The following is a 15,090-nucleotide window of genomic DNA, read 5'->3' on the forward strand; positions in this document are numbered from 1 at the left end:
GAGCCAGTGATGGCTCTGTTTTACTGACCCCCGCATTTGTGCGGGGGTTTTTTGATGGTGGCTTGTCTTAAGCCGCTATTGTTTACAATACATAGGGGGAGAATGGGGTGAATAAGGAAATTCGACATGGCCTGGTTGCGGCACTACTTCTGGTGTCAGCAGGGACACAGGCAGCGATGTCAGCCACGGAATTGGCACTGGTTCAGGCAGATGCATGGCGGGTCCGCATGGGGTTTCATCTGCTCTCGATCCGTGGGGACAACCCGGAAGATCGCGTAGCCCTGAAAGCCCTGCTGGCGAACGGTGAGCAGCAACTGGATGCATTGACGGCACAAGCTGCGCCGGGTGAGAAAGAGACCGCTACGCAATTGGATGCGTCATGGGAAGCACTCAGCGACCGCGCTCTGGATAATCCACTGGCTTCACTGGGCTATGCGGATTACAGCGCCATGAGTGAGATTAATACCACCACACTGGCAGTGGATGCGCTAGTGCGGGAGGCGGATGCGGCGGGCGATGCGACCTACTTGGATATTGCTCGGTTATCCGTGGCGATGCAGCGTCTAGCCAGTGAGTATGCGGCGTTGGCGGCCTTCCCGTCGGCGGGCCTGAAAACCGGCACGGGGCTGCAGTCCATGAATTTTGGCGCGGAAGCCCGGGCCATCGATGAGTCGCTGGTTAGCCTGAAGGGGAAATATGCAGGGGATGCAAAGGCCCGGGAGGTATTGGCGTTTATTGATCAGCGCTGGACCTTCGTGCGCAAGTCTATCCCCGGTATGGATGACCCGAACACGCAGAAAATTCCTTACTTGTTCTATCGCTACGCCACACAAATGGCGGAACGGGTTAGCGAGCTTACCCAGCCCTAACCACGTAGTGCTATCGGGCTGGTGGTGCGATTACTGTGAGCGCGCTACCAGCCAGTCAGCGCTGATACGCCAGGCATGGGAAGGGGCTTTTGAACCGGAAAATACCCCGGCATGGCCGCCCGGCACTTCCTCGAAACGTTTTTCCTTGCTGCCAACTAGGTGCATCACCTCCCGGGCAGCACGCAGGCTGACGATGCCGTCGGTAATGCCGGCAAAGGCGAGTAAATCCTGGTCAATGGAAGAAAAATCCACACTGCGCCCACCGATGCGAATTTTTCCTTTGGCCAGACTGTTGGCCAGAATCATCTTCTCAATCACCTCGCGGACTACTGCACCGGGGTAATCCACCATGTCGTTGAACCACTGACCCATGGTCATGTACTCGGTCACGTATTCACGGTCACCCAGATTACGTATCAAATCCATGTAGGCCTGTACCACACCGGGTGGGTTTGTCATTTTGAAGCCCAGCGCCAGCAGGTTGGCGGGGATGTGGAACAGCTTGTCACTGAGCGGCTCCAGGCGGACCTGGAACCAGTCATGTGCCTGCATGGCAGGAATGGCGGCCAGCCCCAGCGCCTTCCCGAAAGGGCCGCTTTTATGGAAGTTCACCGGGCTGGCAATGGTGATCAGGCTGCGGACCGGCGCATCACTGTGGCCGCCCAGATACATCAGGCAGAGCAACCCGCCCATGCAGTATCCCATCATGTTGATGACATCGGATTCTGCATGGGCCTTTACCGCTTCAACCGCAGAGGGAAGCCAGCGATTCACGTAGGTATCAAGGTCCAGGCTACGATCCGCGTTGGACGGTTTGCCCCAGTCCACCAAATACACATCGTAGCCGCGGGCCATCAGATAGCGAACCATGGAGCGGTTGGGCATCAAGTCGTAGGTCCAGCAATGAATGCCCAGCGCGGGTACCAGCAGCAGGGGGATGCGGTGTTTGTTGGCGGATACCGGCACGACGTCGTCGTTTAGCGGGATTTCGGCCATGGGGGGCAGGCTGTAATGGCGCACAGCCATGATGCCATCACGATAAATTTCATCCCACGGGGATTTATCCACCTGGATAAAGCGCTGCGGGTGGCGTCTGCGTTCCACAATGTGGCCAACGGCCCGCAGGCTGTTCTTTAATCGTGATGTCGCCATTCAAACGCCTCCTGAATTGGGCGGGGAAGCTTAGCAGAGGATAGGGTCGCTTCTATGGTAAAACAGTAACACTTGCAGATTAGCTGCCAGCCGTTAATCTTGCCCCCGATATCAGCTGGAGACATTGGCCGCCGTGACAGATAAAACGCTTCCGTATACACGCTTGGATATATGCAATCGCTTCTTGGAGTCCGTCCGTCACTCTGTTGTGCTGGGGCTTGAGGTCGTCAGTGCCACCGAAAAAGGCGTTCGTGTCAGAATGCCCTGGCGAGACGATCTGGTCGGCAACCCGGATACCGGGGTTATGCATGGTGGGGCCATCTTCGCGATGATGGATCAGGCTGGCGGCATGGCGATTACTTGCAGCACCTTCCCGACCTTTGAAATTACCCCGACCATTGATTTCCGCGTGGACCATCTGCGCAGCCCCGGAAAAGGGAAGGCAGTGGTATGCGAGGCAACCTGCTACCGGTTAACCACTCACGTGGCCTTTGTCCGCGTGACAACCTGGGAGGAAGGCGGCGACGACGCGCCGATTGCCACCGGGCTGGCAACCTACACACGATTGAAAATTGATAAAGCTGGCACGGTGGTGGGGAAATGAAAGCACTGAAAACGCTGATCGAAGAGTGCCGTAGTGGCAAGGCTGATTATCAGACCCTGATCGACCGGGTACCGTATGCCCGGTTTTTGGGAATTCAGGTGGTTGCCCAAGGCGATGAACTGACCTTTGTGCTGCCCAAGCATGACAATGTGGTGGGTAACCCGACCTTGCCCGCATTACATGGTGGGGCGGTGGCCGGTTTCATGGAGCAAGCGGCGATTATCTTCATCCTGCTACAGATGGGCGAGCCGAAAGTGCCTAAAACCATCGACTTCACCATCGATTATCTGCGCGCGGGCCTGTTCCGCGATACCTTCGCAGAATGCAGCATTACCCGTCTGGGGCGGCGCATTGCCAACGTGCACATCAGTGCTTGGCAGAAAAACCGCCAGGAGCCGATTACCATTGCTCGCGCTCACTTCCTCCTCTCTGATGATGGCAGCACGGACTAACCTTTCGATTCATTGTGTTTAGGCGCCACGGACGGTGCTAATTGTCATATCACGACATTGCTCCTTTCCCGGCATCCGCCTAGCGTTAAGTTATGACTTAGCGCTACCAGGGATGCCTCATGAAAATAACCAAAGTCAGCACACCGCCCACCCAGGTCAGTATCTACGACAACTGGGATGGACCGGGTCACGAAGACATTGAAGACAAATTGAGTGCGCAACACGTGGAAGATGTGGTGGAAATATTCCAGACCCCACTCACCGGCCACTACAACTGGGATTATTCCTCCGCCGATGGCCGCATTCGCAAGCTGTACAAGCTGGGCAAAGAGCTTAACTGGAATGCAGACATGGATGTGGACTGGTCAGAAACCTTTCCCAAATCCGAGGTGCCGCTCGATAAATCGTTCAATCCATTTTATGGCTGGGAAACCTTCGATGCATTAAGCGAGGAAGAAAAGCTGCGCTTTGGCTGGCATAACCTGGCCTGGATGCTGGCACAGTTTGTTCATGGCGAGCAGGGGGCGTTGCTGGTGGCGTCCCAGCTGGCCAGTTGTGCACCCACCTACGACGCCAAACTTTATGCGGCCAGCCAGACCTTCGATGAAGCCCGCCATGTAGAAGTTTTTACCCGCTATTTGCAGGAAAAGATCGGCATTCTCTACCCAGTGAACCCGAACCTGAAGTCTTTGCTGGACAAGATTCTGTCCGATCCCCGCTGGGATCTGAAGTTTATCGGCATGCAGATCATCATCGAAGGGCTGGCACTGGCCGCATTCAATACCTTGAAAATGACTGCCCAGGACCCTCTGTTGAAGCAGATTATCCACCTGGTAATTCGCGATGAAGCGCGGCATGTTACCTTTGGGGTCAATTACTTGGAGGACTTTGTTGAGACACTGTCTGAAGAGGAAAAAGAAGAGCGAGCCCACTTTGCCTTCGAGGCCTGCGTGGTTATGCGGGAGCGGCTAATCAGCACCGAAGTGTTCGAGCACTTTGGCTGGGATGTGGACGCTGCCCGCGAGCAGGTATTGTCGTCGACCATCATGGCGCAGTTTCGCAATCTGCTATTCACCCGCATTATGCCCAACCTGAAACGCATTGGGTTGCTCACCGATTCCGTGCGCCCGCGCTTTGAAGAGCTGGGTATCCTGCAATTCGAAAATCTAGTGGACGACGGCCAGATCGACTGGGCGGAACTGTCCAAGCCGCTCTACGATGAGGCGTCCTGAACCGATTCGATAATCAATGGATCATCCACCGGCCGGGCCAATGCTCGGCCGGTGGCATTATAGGCCTGGTGCATGGCCAGGCGCCCTTGTTCCAGCTTGCCGGGCCCGGAGCGGGCCAGGCCGTCAATGGCGAGGGTGACCAGATTCGGGCGCGCGGGGTGATGCAGAGAGGCACTGTTTCGGCCACGCCAGGGAGAGCGGGATTGTAAATGGTGATAAAGTACGCGCTCGCCGGGATAGGTAGCGGCCAGCCCGTGCCGGTCGGCAATGCCGCCGTCCCAGTAGTAACGGCCACCTATACGGGCAGGATGGAATAGCAGGGGGACAGCGCAGGAGGCGTATACGGCTTCGACCAGATTCCCTTGTCGCAGCACCTGCGTGCGCCGGCTTTTCCCCTGCCAGGCAGACACCGCCAACGGCGTTCGGGTATCTTCCAAGCGCTGTGCGGGCAACAGGTCCGACAGCATTCGACGAAACGCTTGGCCGGATAACAACCCCAGGCCCGGGGACGGATCCCAGAATTGAGCCCGATCCAGGCCGAGCAGCTTATCTTCGATGGCATTAATACTAGCACCAGAAGCCATACTGGCAGCCACCAGGGCGCCGGCGCTGGAGCCACACAAACGTGCGGGTGACAGGCCATGATCAAGCAGGGCGCGCAGCGTGCCGAAATGAGCAAAAAAACCAAAAAAACCGGATGACATGGCGAGCGTAAAAGGCGCCTTAGCTAGCCAATCCGCCAGCAACTCCTGTCGAGATACGCCCCGTTGCGGAGCGTGATCCGCCACACCTTGAACCGGAATGTGTAATGTCACAGCTTGACCCTTCCACCGAAATCGCTGGCAAGACTACCTCGCAGGCCTTCAGTCACACAATGTTGTTGGCGGCAGTAGCGGTCACGGCGCTGGGTCAGACCCTGGTTTTTACTCTTTTACCATCACTGGGGCGCGCCACTGGCATGACCGAGATGCAGGTGGGGCTGATCATCAGTTGTTCATCGCTGGTGTTTGCCCTGGCCAGCCCGGTGTGGGGCACCTTGAGTGAATCGCTGGGCCGCAAGCGGGTTATGGTGATTGGGCTGTCGGGCTATTCGGTGGGCACGTTGTCGTTTGCCGTGGTGTTTGATCTGGGCCTGCGAGGGGCGCTGGTGGGTGTCGGGCTGGTGGCGGCTCTGGTGCTGAGCCGCATGCTGCAGGCTGCCATCATGGCAGCAACCCCGGCAGCGGCCGCGGCCTATACCGCCGACATCACCACACCGGAGCAGCGTACCCAGGGCATGGGACGCATTGGCGCTGCCAACAATATCGGCACCGTTGTGGGCCCTGTGTCCGGCGGCATTCTGGCTGCCATTGCACTGGTGTTCCCGCTCTATGGGGTGGCAGTGCTGACCGCGCTTATGGCGATCAGCGTGGCCCTGTGGTTGCCGCCGTCGCCTCACAAGCCCACAGCGCGAACCGTGCCATTGCGGTCAGTGCTGCGTCACGGGTTGGCAGCCTATGCGGATCCACGGTTGCGCGATCTACTGCTGACCGGGGTGATGCTGTTTATGAGCTTCGCGTTGATCCAGCAAACCCTGGGGTTTCTGTTCCAGGATCAATTCCAGATGAGCCCAACCGAAGCCGCAAGGGCTTTGGGGCTGACCATGATGATGGCAGCCCTCACGTCGCTGTCAGGGCAGTTAATCGTGGTGCAATGGCTGAAAGCGCCCGCAACTCTGCTGATCGCCTTGGCAGTACCCAGCATTGGTGCCGGCGCCGTTATTCTCTGGCTAGCGGACACAGAGGCATTGATGAGCGGGGCGGTGCTGCTGGTCGGGCTGGGTCTGGGATTTGGCATGCCGGCGATCATGTCTTTGGCGAGCCTGCGGGTGCCCACGGAAGAGCAGGGCCGGGTGGCTGGGCTGGCCAGCGCCTGTCCGGCTCTGGGATTCATCGTCGGGCCACTGGTCGGCACGGGCCTGTACACTCTGGATCACCGCTGGCCCTATCTGTTGGTGATTGGGTTACTGGTGCCCATGTCCGTACTCGCCTGGCGACTTAGCCGTAAGGCCTGAGCCCAAATCAGGCCTGAAGCAATAGCGATTGCCACAGATGCGCCGCCACCAGCGCCCGCCAAGGCGTGAAATCAACGAGCCAATCTCGGGTGGCTTTCGCTGTAGGGCGTTCGTTCCAGCCAAGTAATCGCTCCAGTGCTTTCTGTACTGCCACGTCCCCATGCAGACTGCCATCCAGATAGCCATAGCCGCGTAGCAGGGTGTAATTCACGCTCCAGGGCCCCAGCCCGCGAATGGCCAGTAGGTCGCGCTCCAGATCCTGTGCATCCGTGTCTGAACGCAAAGCGTCAGGTAGCAGTTGGTGATCACAGCAACGTCGCGACACCGCCAACAGCGTGTCCGCCTTGCTGGCAGAAAAACCGACACTGCGCAGCGCGTTGGCATCCAGCAGGCTCACCGCTGCTGCATCGGGGTAACAACACAGCCCGCCGATTTCCTCGGGGCTGGCCAGTTGGATAAATCGTCGCCGAATGGCCGTGGCTGCGCTGACACTGATCTGTTGACCAATAATGGCCCAGCTCAACGCCTCAAACGGGGTGGCCGATTGCGGCACACGCAGGCCTCGTTGCTTGTGCACCAGGCTGGAGAGAGGTGTGCGCTCTGCCATCGCCTGCTCGAAGGTCTCGATGGGCTGATTGAGGCCAAGCATGGCATGCGCTTGCCGGGACAGCGGCGGACCGGTGAGTGTATTGGACGCTGTGCAGACTTGCCCGAGCTGATTGAAATCCATGGTTAACAGGCAGGGCTGGCTGTCCAGTGTAATGGCCTTGTTGAGCACTCTGTCTTCCACTTTCTCGGAAATGGCGTGCTGATCACGGCCATGAAAATCGAGAAAGGTCGCCACGCTAAAGTGTGGCGGCAGCGCGATTGAAAGGCTATTCACTGTTTTTCACTTCCTTCCTGATCACCGCGCTCGCGGCCAAGCAGGGCGGCCTTGCGCTCGACACCCCAGCGATAGCCAGACAGGCCGCCATCGGCGCGCACAATGCGATGGCAGGGTACCAGTACGGCCAGCCGATTGCTGGCGCAGGCGCGGGCCACGGCGCGGGCCGACGTCGGCCTTCCCAGTTTCTCTGCTAGTGCTTGGTAGGAGAGCGTTTGTCCTGCCGGAATAGTCCTTAGCGCGGCCCACACTTGTTCTTGAAAGGCAGTGCCTCGTATATCCAAAGGCAAGGCAGGCGGAACCTGCGTGTCAGGTGACTGGAACTCTGCGTTCAGTGGTACGTCGATCAATGTAATGACCATGGCAACACGTTGGTCAAATGCGCTATCGCAGGGCAAAAGCTCTGCGCCGCTGAACTCCCGTTCGAAATCCTGAAGCAGGATGTCGGGGTCATCCCCCATGGCAACCGCACAAATACCGATTTCGCTTTCTGCCACCAGCACCGACCCCATTGAGCTGTCGGCGATGGCGACGCGCAGTGCCAGGCCTTTTCCTGCTTGGCGATACTGCCCGGGTTTCATTCCCAACGTTGCCCCGGCTGCAGCGTGTAGGTGGCCGCTGGAGTCGAAACCGGCGAGGTGTGCGGCATGGGTCAGGGGCTGCTCGTCACGGAGTTGTTGCCGGACTCGGCGACGACGGATTGCAGCGCCGTATTGGTGCGGAGAAATGCCTGTGATGGCCTTGAATTGGCGCTGCAGGTGGGAGGGGCTCCAACCGGATTGCGCGGACAGCGCCGCGAGAGTGGGTTTGTGTTCAGCGGCTTCGATGGCTCGGCAAAGGGCAATCACCGTTGTTGTTGTGGGCGACGGGTTGTCACCGAGTGGGTGGCAGCGCCGGCAGGGGCGATAGCCGTTTTGCAATGCGGCACTGACGTTATCGAACAGACGCACATTTTCACTGCGCGGGCGGCGCGATGGGCACGTGGGCAGACAGAAAATGCCCGTTGTGACTACCCCATAGACAAAGTCATCACCGGGAATACATCGATGTTCGTTGATGGCCTGTTGGCGTTGCTGGTCTGCATTCATGGTTGTGCATTGGCCTGTGCGCATGGGTCCTGTTCCGCAGTATGAAGGGAAATGGGGCTGACTGGGAGCATGGAGAAAAAGGGCTGGGCAGACATTCGAAATGTTGCGGTTGTATTCGAGAAAACGGTGAGGAGGGGGAAACTATAGCGGGGCGGTGAAACCATTGCGGCGAGCCAGGCTCGCCGCAATCGATTCGGGTGTCGCTGCTGTGCTTATTTGGTGTAAGGCAGCAGTGTCAGCTCCACGCGACGGTTCTGCTCCCGGCCGCTGGCCGAGCTGTTGCTGGCAATGGGCTGGGTTTCACCAAAGCCGACGGTGTCCAAGCGAACCTGCTCAACCCCGTGGGCAGACAGTTTATTGGATACCGCCTGGGCCCGTTGCTGGGACAGCAGCAGGTTGTAGCGATCCCCGCCAGTGCTGTCGGTGTGTCCGGCTACCTGGATCATGGTGGACTTGTATTCGTTGAGCACCTCGGACACCGCGTCCAGTACTGGATCAAAGGAAGACTTCACATTGGTACTGTCGGTGGCAAAGGTCAGATTGCCCGGCATGTTGAGGATGATGTTCTCACCATCACGGGTAACGGAAACGCCTGCGCCTTCAAGCTTCTGACGCAGCTTGGCCTCCTGAACGTCCATGTAATAGCCCACACCACCACCGGTAACCGCGCCAATGCCAGCCCCGGCCAGCGCCCGCTCTTTACGTTCTTTGGCGCTGTCGGAGGTAGCGATACCGATCAGGGCGCCAGCTACCGCACCGATTGCCGCACCGGATGTGGCTTTGGAGGTCTGTTTCTCACCCGTGTAGGGGTTAACCGTGCTGCAGCCCGTAACGGCAATCGCACTCGCGAGCGCAAGTGATCCGGCAAATCGTTTCATGAAAGCTCCTTGGGATTCGATAACATATTGGTTTTTTTACTGGTTTATGCCTGAATGAACCATAGCCGTAGTGTAAAAGCTGGTAAAGTGCCGGCGTCACGACAGCACCTTATTTGATCAAATCGTTACAGGATACCGCTTGGCTATTCAGGATTTTTCTCCGCCACCGCTGGCGACAATGGATCGATTGCTGGCTGCTTCCCGGCACTATTTCGCTCCCCGCTTATTTGGGGCCGAGAATGTGAACCCGGAACGCCCAGCTTTATTCGTGGGCAATCATGGCCTGTACGGGCTGATCGATTCCCCGCTTTTTGTGTTGGAGCTATACCGGCAAACCGGGGTGTTCCCCAGAGCCCTCGGCGACCGATTGCATTTCCGTGTGCCGGGCTGGGGGCCATTGCTTAAGCGCTGGGGTGCGGTGGAGGGGAACCCTGAAAATTGTACCCGACTGATGCAGGCCGGCCAGCCGGTATTGGTGTTTCCTGGTGGCGCGCGGGAAGTGGCCATGCGCAAGGATGAAATACACCAGTTGGTATGGAAGAAGCGCACGGGCTTTGCGCGCATGGCCATTGAACACGGCTACGACATCATCCCGTTTGCGTCGGCAGGTTGTGATGAAGCTTACCGCGTGCTGATTGACGGTAATGACTTCCAGCAATCCTGGCTGGGACGTACGTTGTTGAAACGTCCGCGGCTCGACAAATTATTACGCGGTGGCGATATGTTTATGCCGCTTAGCCGCGGCGTCGGCCCCACCTTAATTCCCAGGCCCGAACCTCTCTGGTTCCAAATCGGGACACCGATTTCCACCGCTCCCTGGGCCGGAAGGCAGGGAGAACCCGACGCCTGCTGGGAAGCCCGGGAAGCCGTCGCTTCGTCTATTAACGGTATGCTGGATTCATTGAATCAGGAGCGTTCAGCGGCACGGCAGCAGGGTTGGCGCCGCTGGTTGCTATAACCGTCAGTACACCTTGAGCCTGCTCGTTGCCCTGAAATCATTTCTTTGTCACAAATAGTCCATGCAATGTCCTGCCACGCCAGTGAAAGGGCAGCGTGTCGGGACTACTATGGGTGAAAATAAGGAGTGTATGCATGCGACGCTGGAATGGCTGGGGTGACAGCAATAATCACTATCCGTTAAAACCGTCTGGGCTGGCCTTTATCCAGGACCGTCTGGGCCGCGCCGAGCCACTGCCGGACGCAGAAATGGCGGCAGTCATCGCTCAGGTGCCGGCATCTCGCCTTCCGGGCCACCCGGGTGTGGACACTGACCCGGAAACCCGGCTGCGACATGCCCGTGGACAAAGCCTGCCAGACTGGCTGGCCATGCGTTCCGGCGAGTTCGAGCGATTCCCCGACGGCGTTGCCACCCCGACCAGTAGCGACGAAGTGCGCGCATTGCTGGACTGGGCCCTGGCTCAGGGCATCACGGTGATCCCCTATGGTGGCGGCACGTCCGTGGCCGGACACATCAACCCCCCTGAAGGCGATGCACCGGTCCTGACCTTGAGCCTGGCTGCCATGGACCAGTTGATGGACCTGGACACGCAAAGCCAGATCGCGACCTTCGGGGCAGGAACACCCGGCCCAAAGGTAGAGCAACAGCTTCGTGAGCGTGGCTATATGCTGGGGCATTTCCCCCAGTCCTGGGAGCTGTCCACGATCGGTGGCTGGGTGGCCAGCCGCTCCAGCGGTCAGCAATCCATGCGTTATGGCCGGATTGAACAGATGTTTGCCGGCGGCCGAGTAGAAACGCCGAAAGGCTCCATGACCATTCCGACTATTCCTGCCTCATCCGCAGGGCCGGATTTACGCGAAATTATCCTCGGCTCGGAAGGGCGGATGGGCGTGATTACGGAAGTGAAAGTGCGCGTTACGCCGTTACCGGAAACGGAAAGTTTTCAGGTGGCGTTTGCCCCGGACTGGGATACCGGTAAAGAACTGGTGCGGCAGATGACCCAGGCAAAAATCCCGCTGTCCATGCTGCGCCTGTCCAACGCCGAAGAAACCCGTACACACCTGATGCTGGCCGGCCACGAAAAACTGGTCGGGGTTTTGCATCGCTACCTGAATGTACGCGGCTGTGGCGACGGAAAATGCATGATCACCTTCGGTGTCACCGGCGACAAAGCGCAGGCGCGCCATGTGCTTGGCCAGGCCCGCAAGCGAATTCGTCAGGCTGGGGGCGTCATGGTTGGCACCCTGTTGGGTAAAAAGTGGGAAGAGTCTCGCTTCCGCTCACCGTACCTGCGCCACGGGTTGTGGGAGCATGGTTATGTGGTGGATACCTTTGAAACGGCGGTGGATTGGAACCGGGTGACCCCGGCAATGGTGGCCATGGAGCAGGCCGTGCGTGATAACGCTGGTGACGGCGAGCAGGTGCATGTCTTTACGCACCTGTCACATTTGTACTCGCAAGGTTCCAGTATCTATACCACTTACGTGTTTCGCTGCGCGGACAGTTACGAAACCACCCTGGCTCGTTGGCGCGTGCTAAAGCAGGTTGCCTGTGAAGCCATTGTGGCGAACGGTGGCACCATTAGTCATCAACACGGGGTAGGCCGGGATCATGCGCCCTGGTTGCACCATGAAAAAGGTGAGCAGGGGATGGCGGTGTTGCATCGGCTGGTTGACCATTTCGACCCCCTGCATCGTTTGAATCCCGGCTGCCTGATCGACGACTGATACGCGCACGATTCGCTCTTACGAACAAACAGGGAAGACTCTATGCTCGGCCAACGCCGCACGCTGACTGAACTGGCTGCACCCTCCACGCAGGGCAAGCCACAATGGGACCTGATCGTCATCGGTGGCGGTATTACGGGTGCCGGCGTCATGCTGGAAGCGGCCCGGCGCGGGCACCGCGTGCTGCTGCTTGAGCAAACCGATTTTGCCTGGGGCACCTCTAGTCGATCCTCGAAAATGGTCCACGGCGGCTTGCGCTATATCGCCCAGGGCGATATCGCCCTGACACGGCACTCATTGCTGGAACGCGAACGGTTGCTGAACGAGTTACCTGGGCTGGTGGAGCGGGCAACCTATCTTTTCCCTCTGCGCAAAGGCGTGTTCCCCGGACGCTGGCCCATGAAAGCGGTGTTGTGGCTGTATGATTTTTTGGCCGGTATTCGTGATCACCGTTACCTGGACCGGGCGCAGCTTCTGAAGCGTGTGCCTGGGCTACAGGATCAGGATCTCACCGGCGCCATGTGCTATACCGACGCACTCACTGATGATTGTCGTCTGGTTATGCGCACATTGCTGGAAGGTGCCCGCCATGGCGGGTTAGCGCAAAATTACGCGCGGGTCGTTAAGGCTGTGCAGTGTGAAAATGGTGAAGAGGGCTTTGCCGTTACTGTAGAGGACCGGGTCAGCGGCGAACAGTCGACACTCAAGGCGAGAGCGGTGGTTAGTGCCACTGGGGCCTGGGCGGATCGGTTTTCCGGCGCACAGGCGCGGGTACGGCCATTGCGCGGCAGCCATTTGTTTATTGACCCCGCCGTCTTGTCGGTGAGTGACTGCCTGACGGTGATGCACCCCGACGATGGGCGCCCGGTGTTTGTCTTCCCCTGGGAAGGGGTGACCTGTGTCGGCACCACGGATCTGGATCATCCCCAGGACATGGACGTGGAAGCCGCTGCCAGTGACCGGGAAGTGGTTTATCTACTCAAGCTGATCAACACCCAGTTCCCCGGGCGCAATGTGACCCGGGAACATATCTATTCCACTATCGCTGGCGTGCGCCCGGTCATCGCCTCAGGCAAAGGCGTAGATCCGTCCAAGGAGCGCCGGGACCATGCGGTGTGGGGGGATAACGGCATTGTTACCGTCAGTGGCGGCAAGCTCACCACGTTCAGGTTAATTGCCCTGGACGCGTTGCTGGCTACGGGTTTAATCGATGATGGCGATCACCGCCGTAGCCAAAAAAGCAAAACTCGCAGTTTTGAGCCACTCCAGGATGCCCCCGGTGCCGTGGAAGCCTTTTTGCATGCGGATCAAGCGGACTCGGCGTTTATCCGATGGGTTCTGGCGCATGAATCGGTAGTGCATCTGGATGACCTGATGCTGCGTCGCACTCGTCTGGGGCTGATCAAACCCGCTGCCGGCATTGCGGTACTGGCGACATTACGCGGGCAAATCCAGCAGGCTCTGGGTTGGACTGACAGCCAGTGGGACAAGGAGCTAGTGCGCTATCGGGAGATTCATCAGCGCTTCTATGGGGTACCCAAGCCAGAGACTGACACGTCTAAAGCAAGCCCGGCTGCTGAGGTTCAGGAGCAACAAGCAGGATGATGGACGAGCCGCTGGTACTGGCGCTGGATCAGGGCACGCAAAGTGTTCGGGCCATGCTTTTTGATCGCAACGGTGAAGTGATCGCCCGTTACCAGCAGCATATTGAACCTTATTTCTCCCACGAACCGGGCCAAGCGGAGCAGCATGCCGGGTATTTCTGGGAACAGCTCGGGCTCGCTTGCCAAGGATTATGGGAGAAGCACGGCGCACTGAAGCATCAGGTTAAAGCGGTGGCACTGACCACGCAGCGGGCATCAGTGGTGTGCCTTGATGAACACAAGCAACCGATACGCCCGGCGATTATCTGGCTGGACCAGCGCCGCACGGATTCGATACCCCGGTTACCTTGGTGGCTGGCTGCGCCTGTCATCGTAGCGGGGCAGGGGGAAACCCTGCGACAGTTCCAGGCCAAGGCCGAATGCAACTGGCTGGCGGCGGATGAGCCTGCGCTATGGCAGAAAACCCGGCACTTTCTGTTATTGTCGGGCTACCTGACCTATCAGCTCACTGGACAGCTGCGCGACTGCACCGCGTCCCAGGTGGGCTACATCCCTTTCGATTACAAAGGCCGCTGCTGGGCGGCGGCCCATGATCTCAAGTGGAAGGCGCTGAGGCTTCGGCGTGAACAGCTCCCGGAACTGGTGGAGCCGGGCAAGCCTCTGGGGACTATCAGCGAGCAGGCCAGCCTTATCACGGGCATCCCTGAGGGACTGCCCCTGATCGCATGCGGCGCAGACAAAGCCTGCGAAGTGCTGGGGGCGGGCGCTTTTACCCCGGAAATCGGCAACCTGAGTTACGGCACCACCGCCACGTTCAACACCTGCAACGCGCGCTACGTCGAGCCGATCACCTTTGTCCCGGCCTACGGCGCCGCCGTGCCGGATCGATACAATTCCGAAATCATCGTGCAGCGTGGCTACTGGATGGTGAACTGGTTTAAACGCGAATTCGGGCAACAGGAAGTACAGCAAGCCGAAACGCTTGGCGTGGCCCCGGAAACCCTGTTCGAAGCCTTGCTTGAAGAATCATCGCCGGGAGCCATGGGGTTGATGCTGCAGCCGTTCTGGAATCCGGGCGTGCGCATCCCCGGCCCAGAGGCAAAAGGCGCCATTATCGGATTTGGCGATGTACACACCCGTGCCCATATGTACCGGGCGATTATCGAAGGCATTGCTTACGCCCTGCGTGAGGGGAAGGAGCGGCTGGAAAAACGTAACCGCATTCCGGTTACGTCCCTGCGTGTATCCGGCGGTGGCTCGCAAAGCGATGCGATCATGCAGATCACCGCGAATATCTTTAACCTGCCCGCTATCAGGCCCCACACCACGGAAACCTCCGGATTGGGCGCTGCGATTAATGCGGCGGTGGCGTTGGGCTTGCACCCGGATTACCCCTCCGCGGTGGCGGCGATGACTCGCCCGGGCGACACTTTCCTGCCTGAAGCCGCACCGGCAGGTCACTACGACGCCCTTTACCGCGACGTTTACCGCAAACTGTATCCCCGGCTAGCGCCGTTATACCGCTCCATCCGCCGTATTACCGGCTACCCGGCACGGGTTTAATCCTTCCCGAGTGCGCTGCCTGTGGTA

The 15,090-nt window shown here is 58.8% G+C and carries 14 protein-coding genes; 9 read left to right on the forward strand and 5 right to left on the reverse strand.

Annotated features, from left to right (window positions below):
* The first annotated feature begins 107 nt into the window (after nt 1–107).
* On the forward strand, nt 108–869 hold the full coding sequence (locus ABNH18_RS06285) for a hypothetical protein (protein ID WP_349381991.1): 762 nt from the start codon (nt 108–110) through the stop codon (nt 867–869).
* Nucleotides 870–899: 30 nt separating this feature from the next.
* On the opposite strand, the gene ABNH18_RS06290 is transcribed toward ABNH18_RS06285, so the two are convergent.
* Complete coding sequence (locus ABNH18_RS06290; protein WP_349381992.1) at nt 900–2,021, reverse strand: alpha/beta fold hydrolase; 1,122 nt, start codon at nt 2,019–2,021, stop codon at nt 900–902.
* Between the two features lie 208 nt (nt 2,022–2,229).
* On the opposite strand from ABNH18_RS06290, the gene ABNH18_RS06295 reads away from it, so the two are divergent.
* From ABNH18_RS06295 to ABNH18_RS06305, 3 genes are all read left to right on the forward strand, one after another.
* The gene (locus ABNH18_RS06295) at nt 2,230–2,625 is read left to right on the forward strand and encodes a PaaI family thioesterase (RefSeq protein ID WP_349382032.1); all 396 of its coding nucleotides are present in this window, start codon (nt 2,230–2,232) and stop codon (nt 2,623–2,625) included.
* Entirely contained in the window at nt 2,622–3,077 is a 456-nt protein-coding gene (locus ABNH18_RS06300; protein WP_349381993.1) for a PaaI family thioesterase, read from the forward strand. Before ABNH18_RS06295 ends, ABNH18_RS06300 begins: the two co-directional genes overlap by 4 nt.
* Before the next feature lie 119 nt (nt 3,078–3,196).
* Nucleotides 3,197–4,309, forward strand: a complete 1,113-nt coding sequence (locus ABNH18_RS06305; protein WP_349381994.1) for a ferritin-like domain-containing protein — start codon at nt 3,197–3,199, stop codon at nt 4,307–4,309.
* Here the strand turns inward: ABNH18_RS06305 and ABNH18_RS06310 are convergent.
* Nucleotides 4,291–5,124, reverse strand: a complete 834-nt coding sequence (locus tag ABNH18_RS06310; protein ID WP_349381995.1) for a patatin-like phospholipase family protein — start codon at nt 5,122–5,124, stop codon at nt 4,291–4,293. The genes ABNH18_RS06305 and ABNH18_RS06310 overlap by 19 nt on opposite strands.
* On the opposite strand from ABNH18_RS06310, the gene ABNH18_RS06315 reads away from it, so the two are divergent.
* Nucleotides 5,118–6,362, forward strand: coding sequence for an MFS transporter (locus tag ABNH18_RS06315; RefSeq protein ID WP_349381996.1), 1,245 nt, complete (start codon nt 5,118–5,120; stop codon nt 6,360–6,362). The two genes, ABNH18_RS06310 and ABNH18_RS06315, sit on opposite strands and share 7 nt — an antisense overlap.
* Nucleotides 6,363–6,369: 7 nt before the next feature.
* On the opposite strand, the gene ABNH18_RS06320 is transcribed toward ABNH18_RS06315, so the two are convergent.
* From ABNH18_RS06320 to ABNH18_RS06330, 3 genes are all read right to left on the reverse strand, one after another.
* The gene (locus ABNH18_RS06320) at nt 6,370–7,245 is read right to left on the reverse strand and encodes a DNA-3-methyladenine glycosylase family protein (protein WP_349381997.1); all 876 of its coding nucleotides are present in this window, start codon (nt 7,243–7,245) and stop codon (nt 6,370–6,372) included.
* Nucleotides 7,242–8,357: a bifunctional DNA-binding transcriptional regulator/O6-methylguanine-DNA methyltransferase Ada gene (gene ada / locus ABNH18_RS06325; RefSeq protein WP_349381998.1), complete on the reverse strand. Its 1,116-nt coding sequence runs from the start codon at nt 8,355–8,357 to the stop codon at nt 7,242–7,244. The genes ABNH18_RS06320 and ada overlap by 4 nt, the downstream gene beginning before the upstream one ends.
* A 188-nt stretch (nt 8,358–8,545) precedes the next feature.
* Complete coding sequence (locus tag ABNH18_RS06330; RefSeq protein ID WP_349381999.1) at nt 8,546–9,211, reverse strand: YiaD family glycine zipper/OmpA-like lipoprotein; 666 nt, start codon at nt 9,209–9,211, stop codon at nt 8,546–8,548.
* A gap of 139 nt (nt 9,212–9,350) precedes the next feature.
* Between ABNH18_RS06330 and ABNH18_RS06335 the strand changes: the two genes are divergently transcribed.
* The 4 genes from ABNH18_RS06335 (at nt 9,351) to ABNH18_RS06350 (ending at nt 15,063) form a co-directional block, all read left to right on the forward strand.
* Nucleotides 9,351–10,169, forward strand: a complete 819-nt coding sequence (locus ABNH18_RS06335) for a lysophospholipid acyltransferase family protein (protein ID WP_349382000.1) — start codon at nt 9,351–9,353, stop codon at nt 10,167–10,169.
* Between the two features lie 134 nt (nt 10,170–10,303).
* Nucleotides 10,304–11,896 (forward strand): FAD-binding oxidoreductase, encoded by a 1,593-nt coding sequence (locus tag ABNH18_RS06340; protein ID WP_349382001.1) that lies wholly within the window; start codon nt 10,304–10,306, stop codon nt 11,894–11,896.
* Between the two features lie 42 nt (nt 11,897–11,938).
* Nucleotides 11,939–13,501 (forward strand): glycerol-3-phosphate dehydrogenase/oxidase, encoded by a 1,563-nt coding sequence (locus tag ABNH18_RS06345; RefSeq protein ID WP_349382002.1) that lies wholly within the window; start codon nt 11,939–11,941, stop codon nt 13,499–13,501.
* Nucleotides 13,501–15,063, forward strand: coding sequence for an FGGY-family carbohydrate kinase (locus ABNH18_RS06350; protein ID WP_349382033.1), 1,563 nt, complete (start codon nt 13,501–13,503; stop codon nt 15,061–15,063). Before ABNH18_RS06345 ends, ABNH18_RS06350 begins: the two co-directional genes overlap by 1 nt.
* Nucleotides 15,064–15,090 lie beyond the last annotated feature (27 nt).

Source organism: Alcanivorax sp. (genome assembly GCF_040118815.1).
Classification (GTDB): Bacteria; Pseudomonadota; Gammaproteobacteria; order Pseudomonadales; family Alcanivoracaceae; genus Alcanivorax.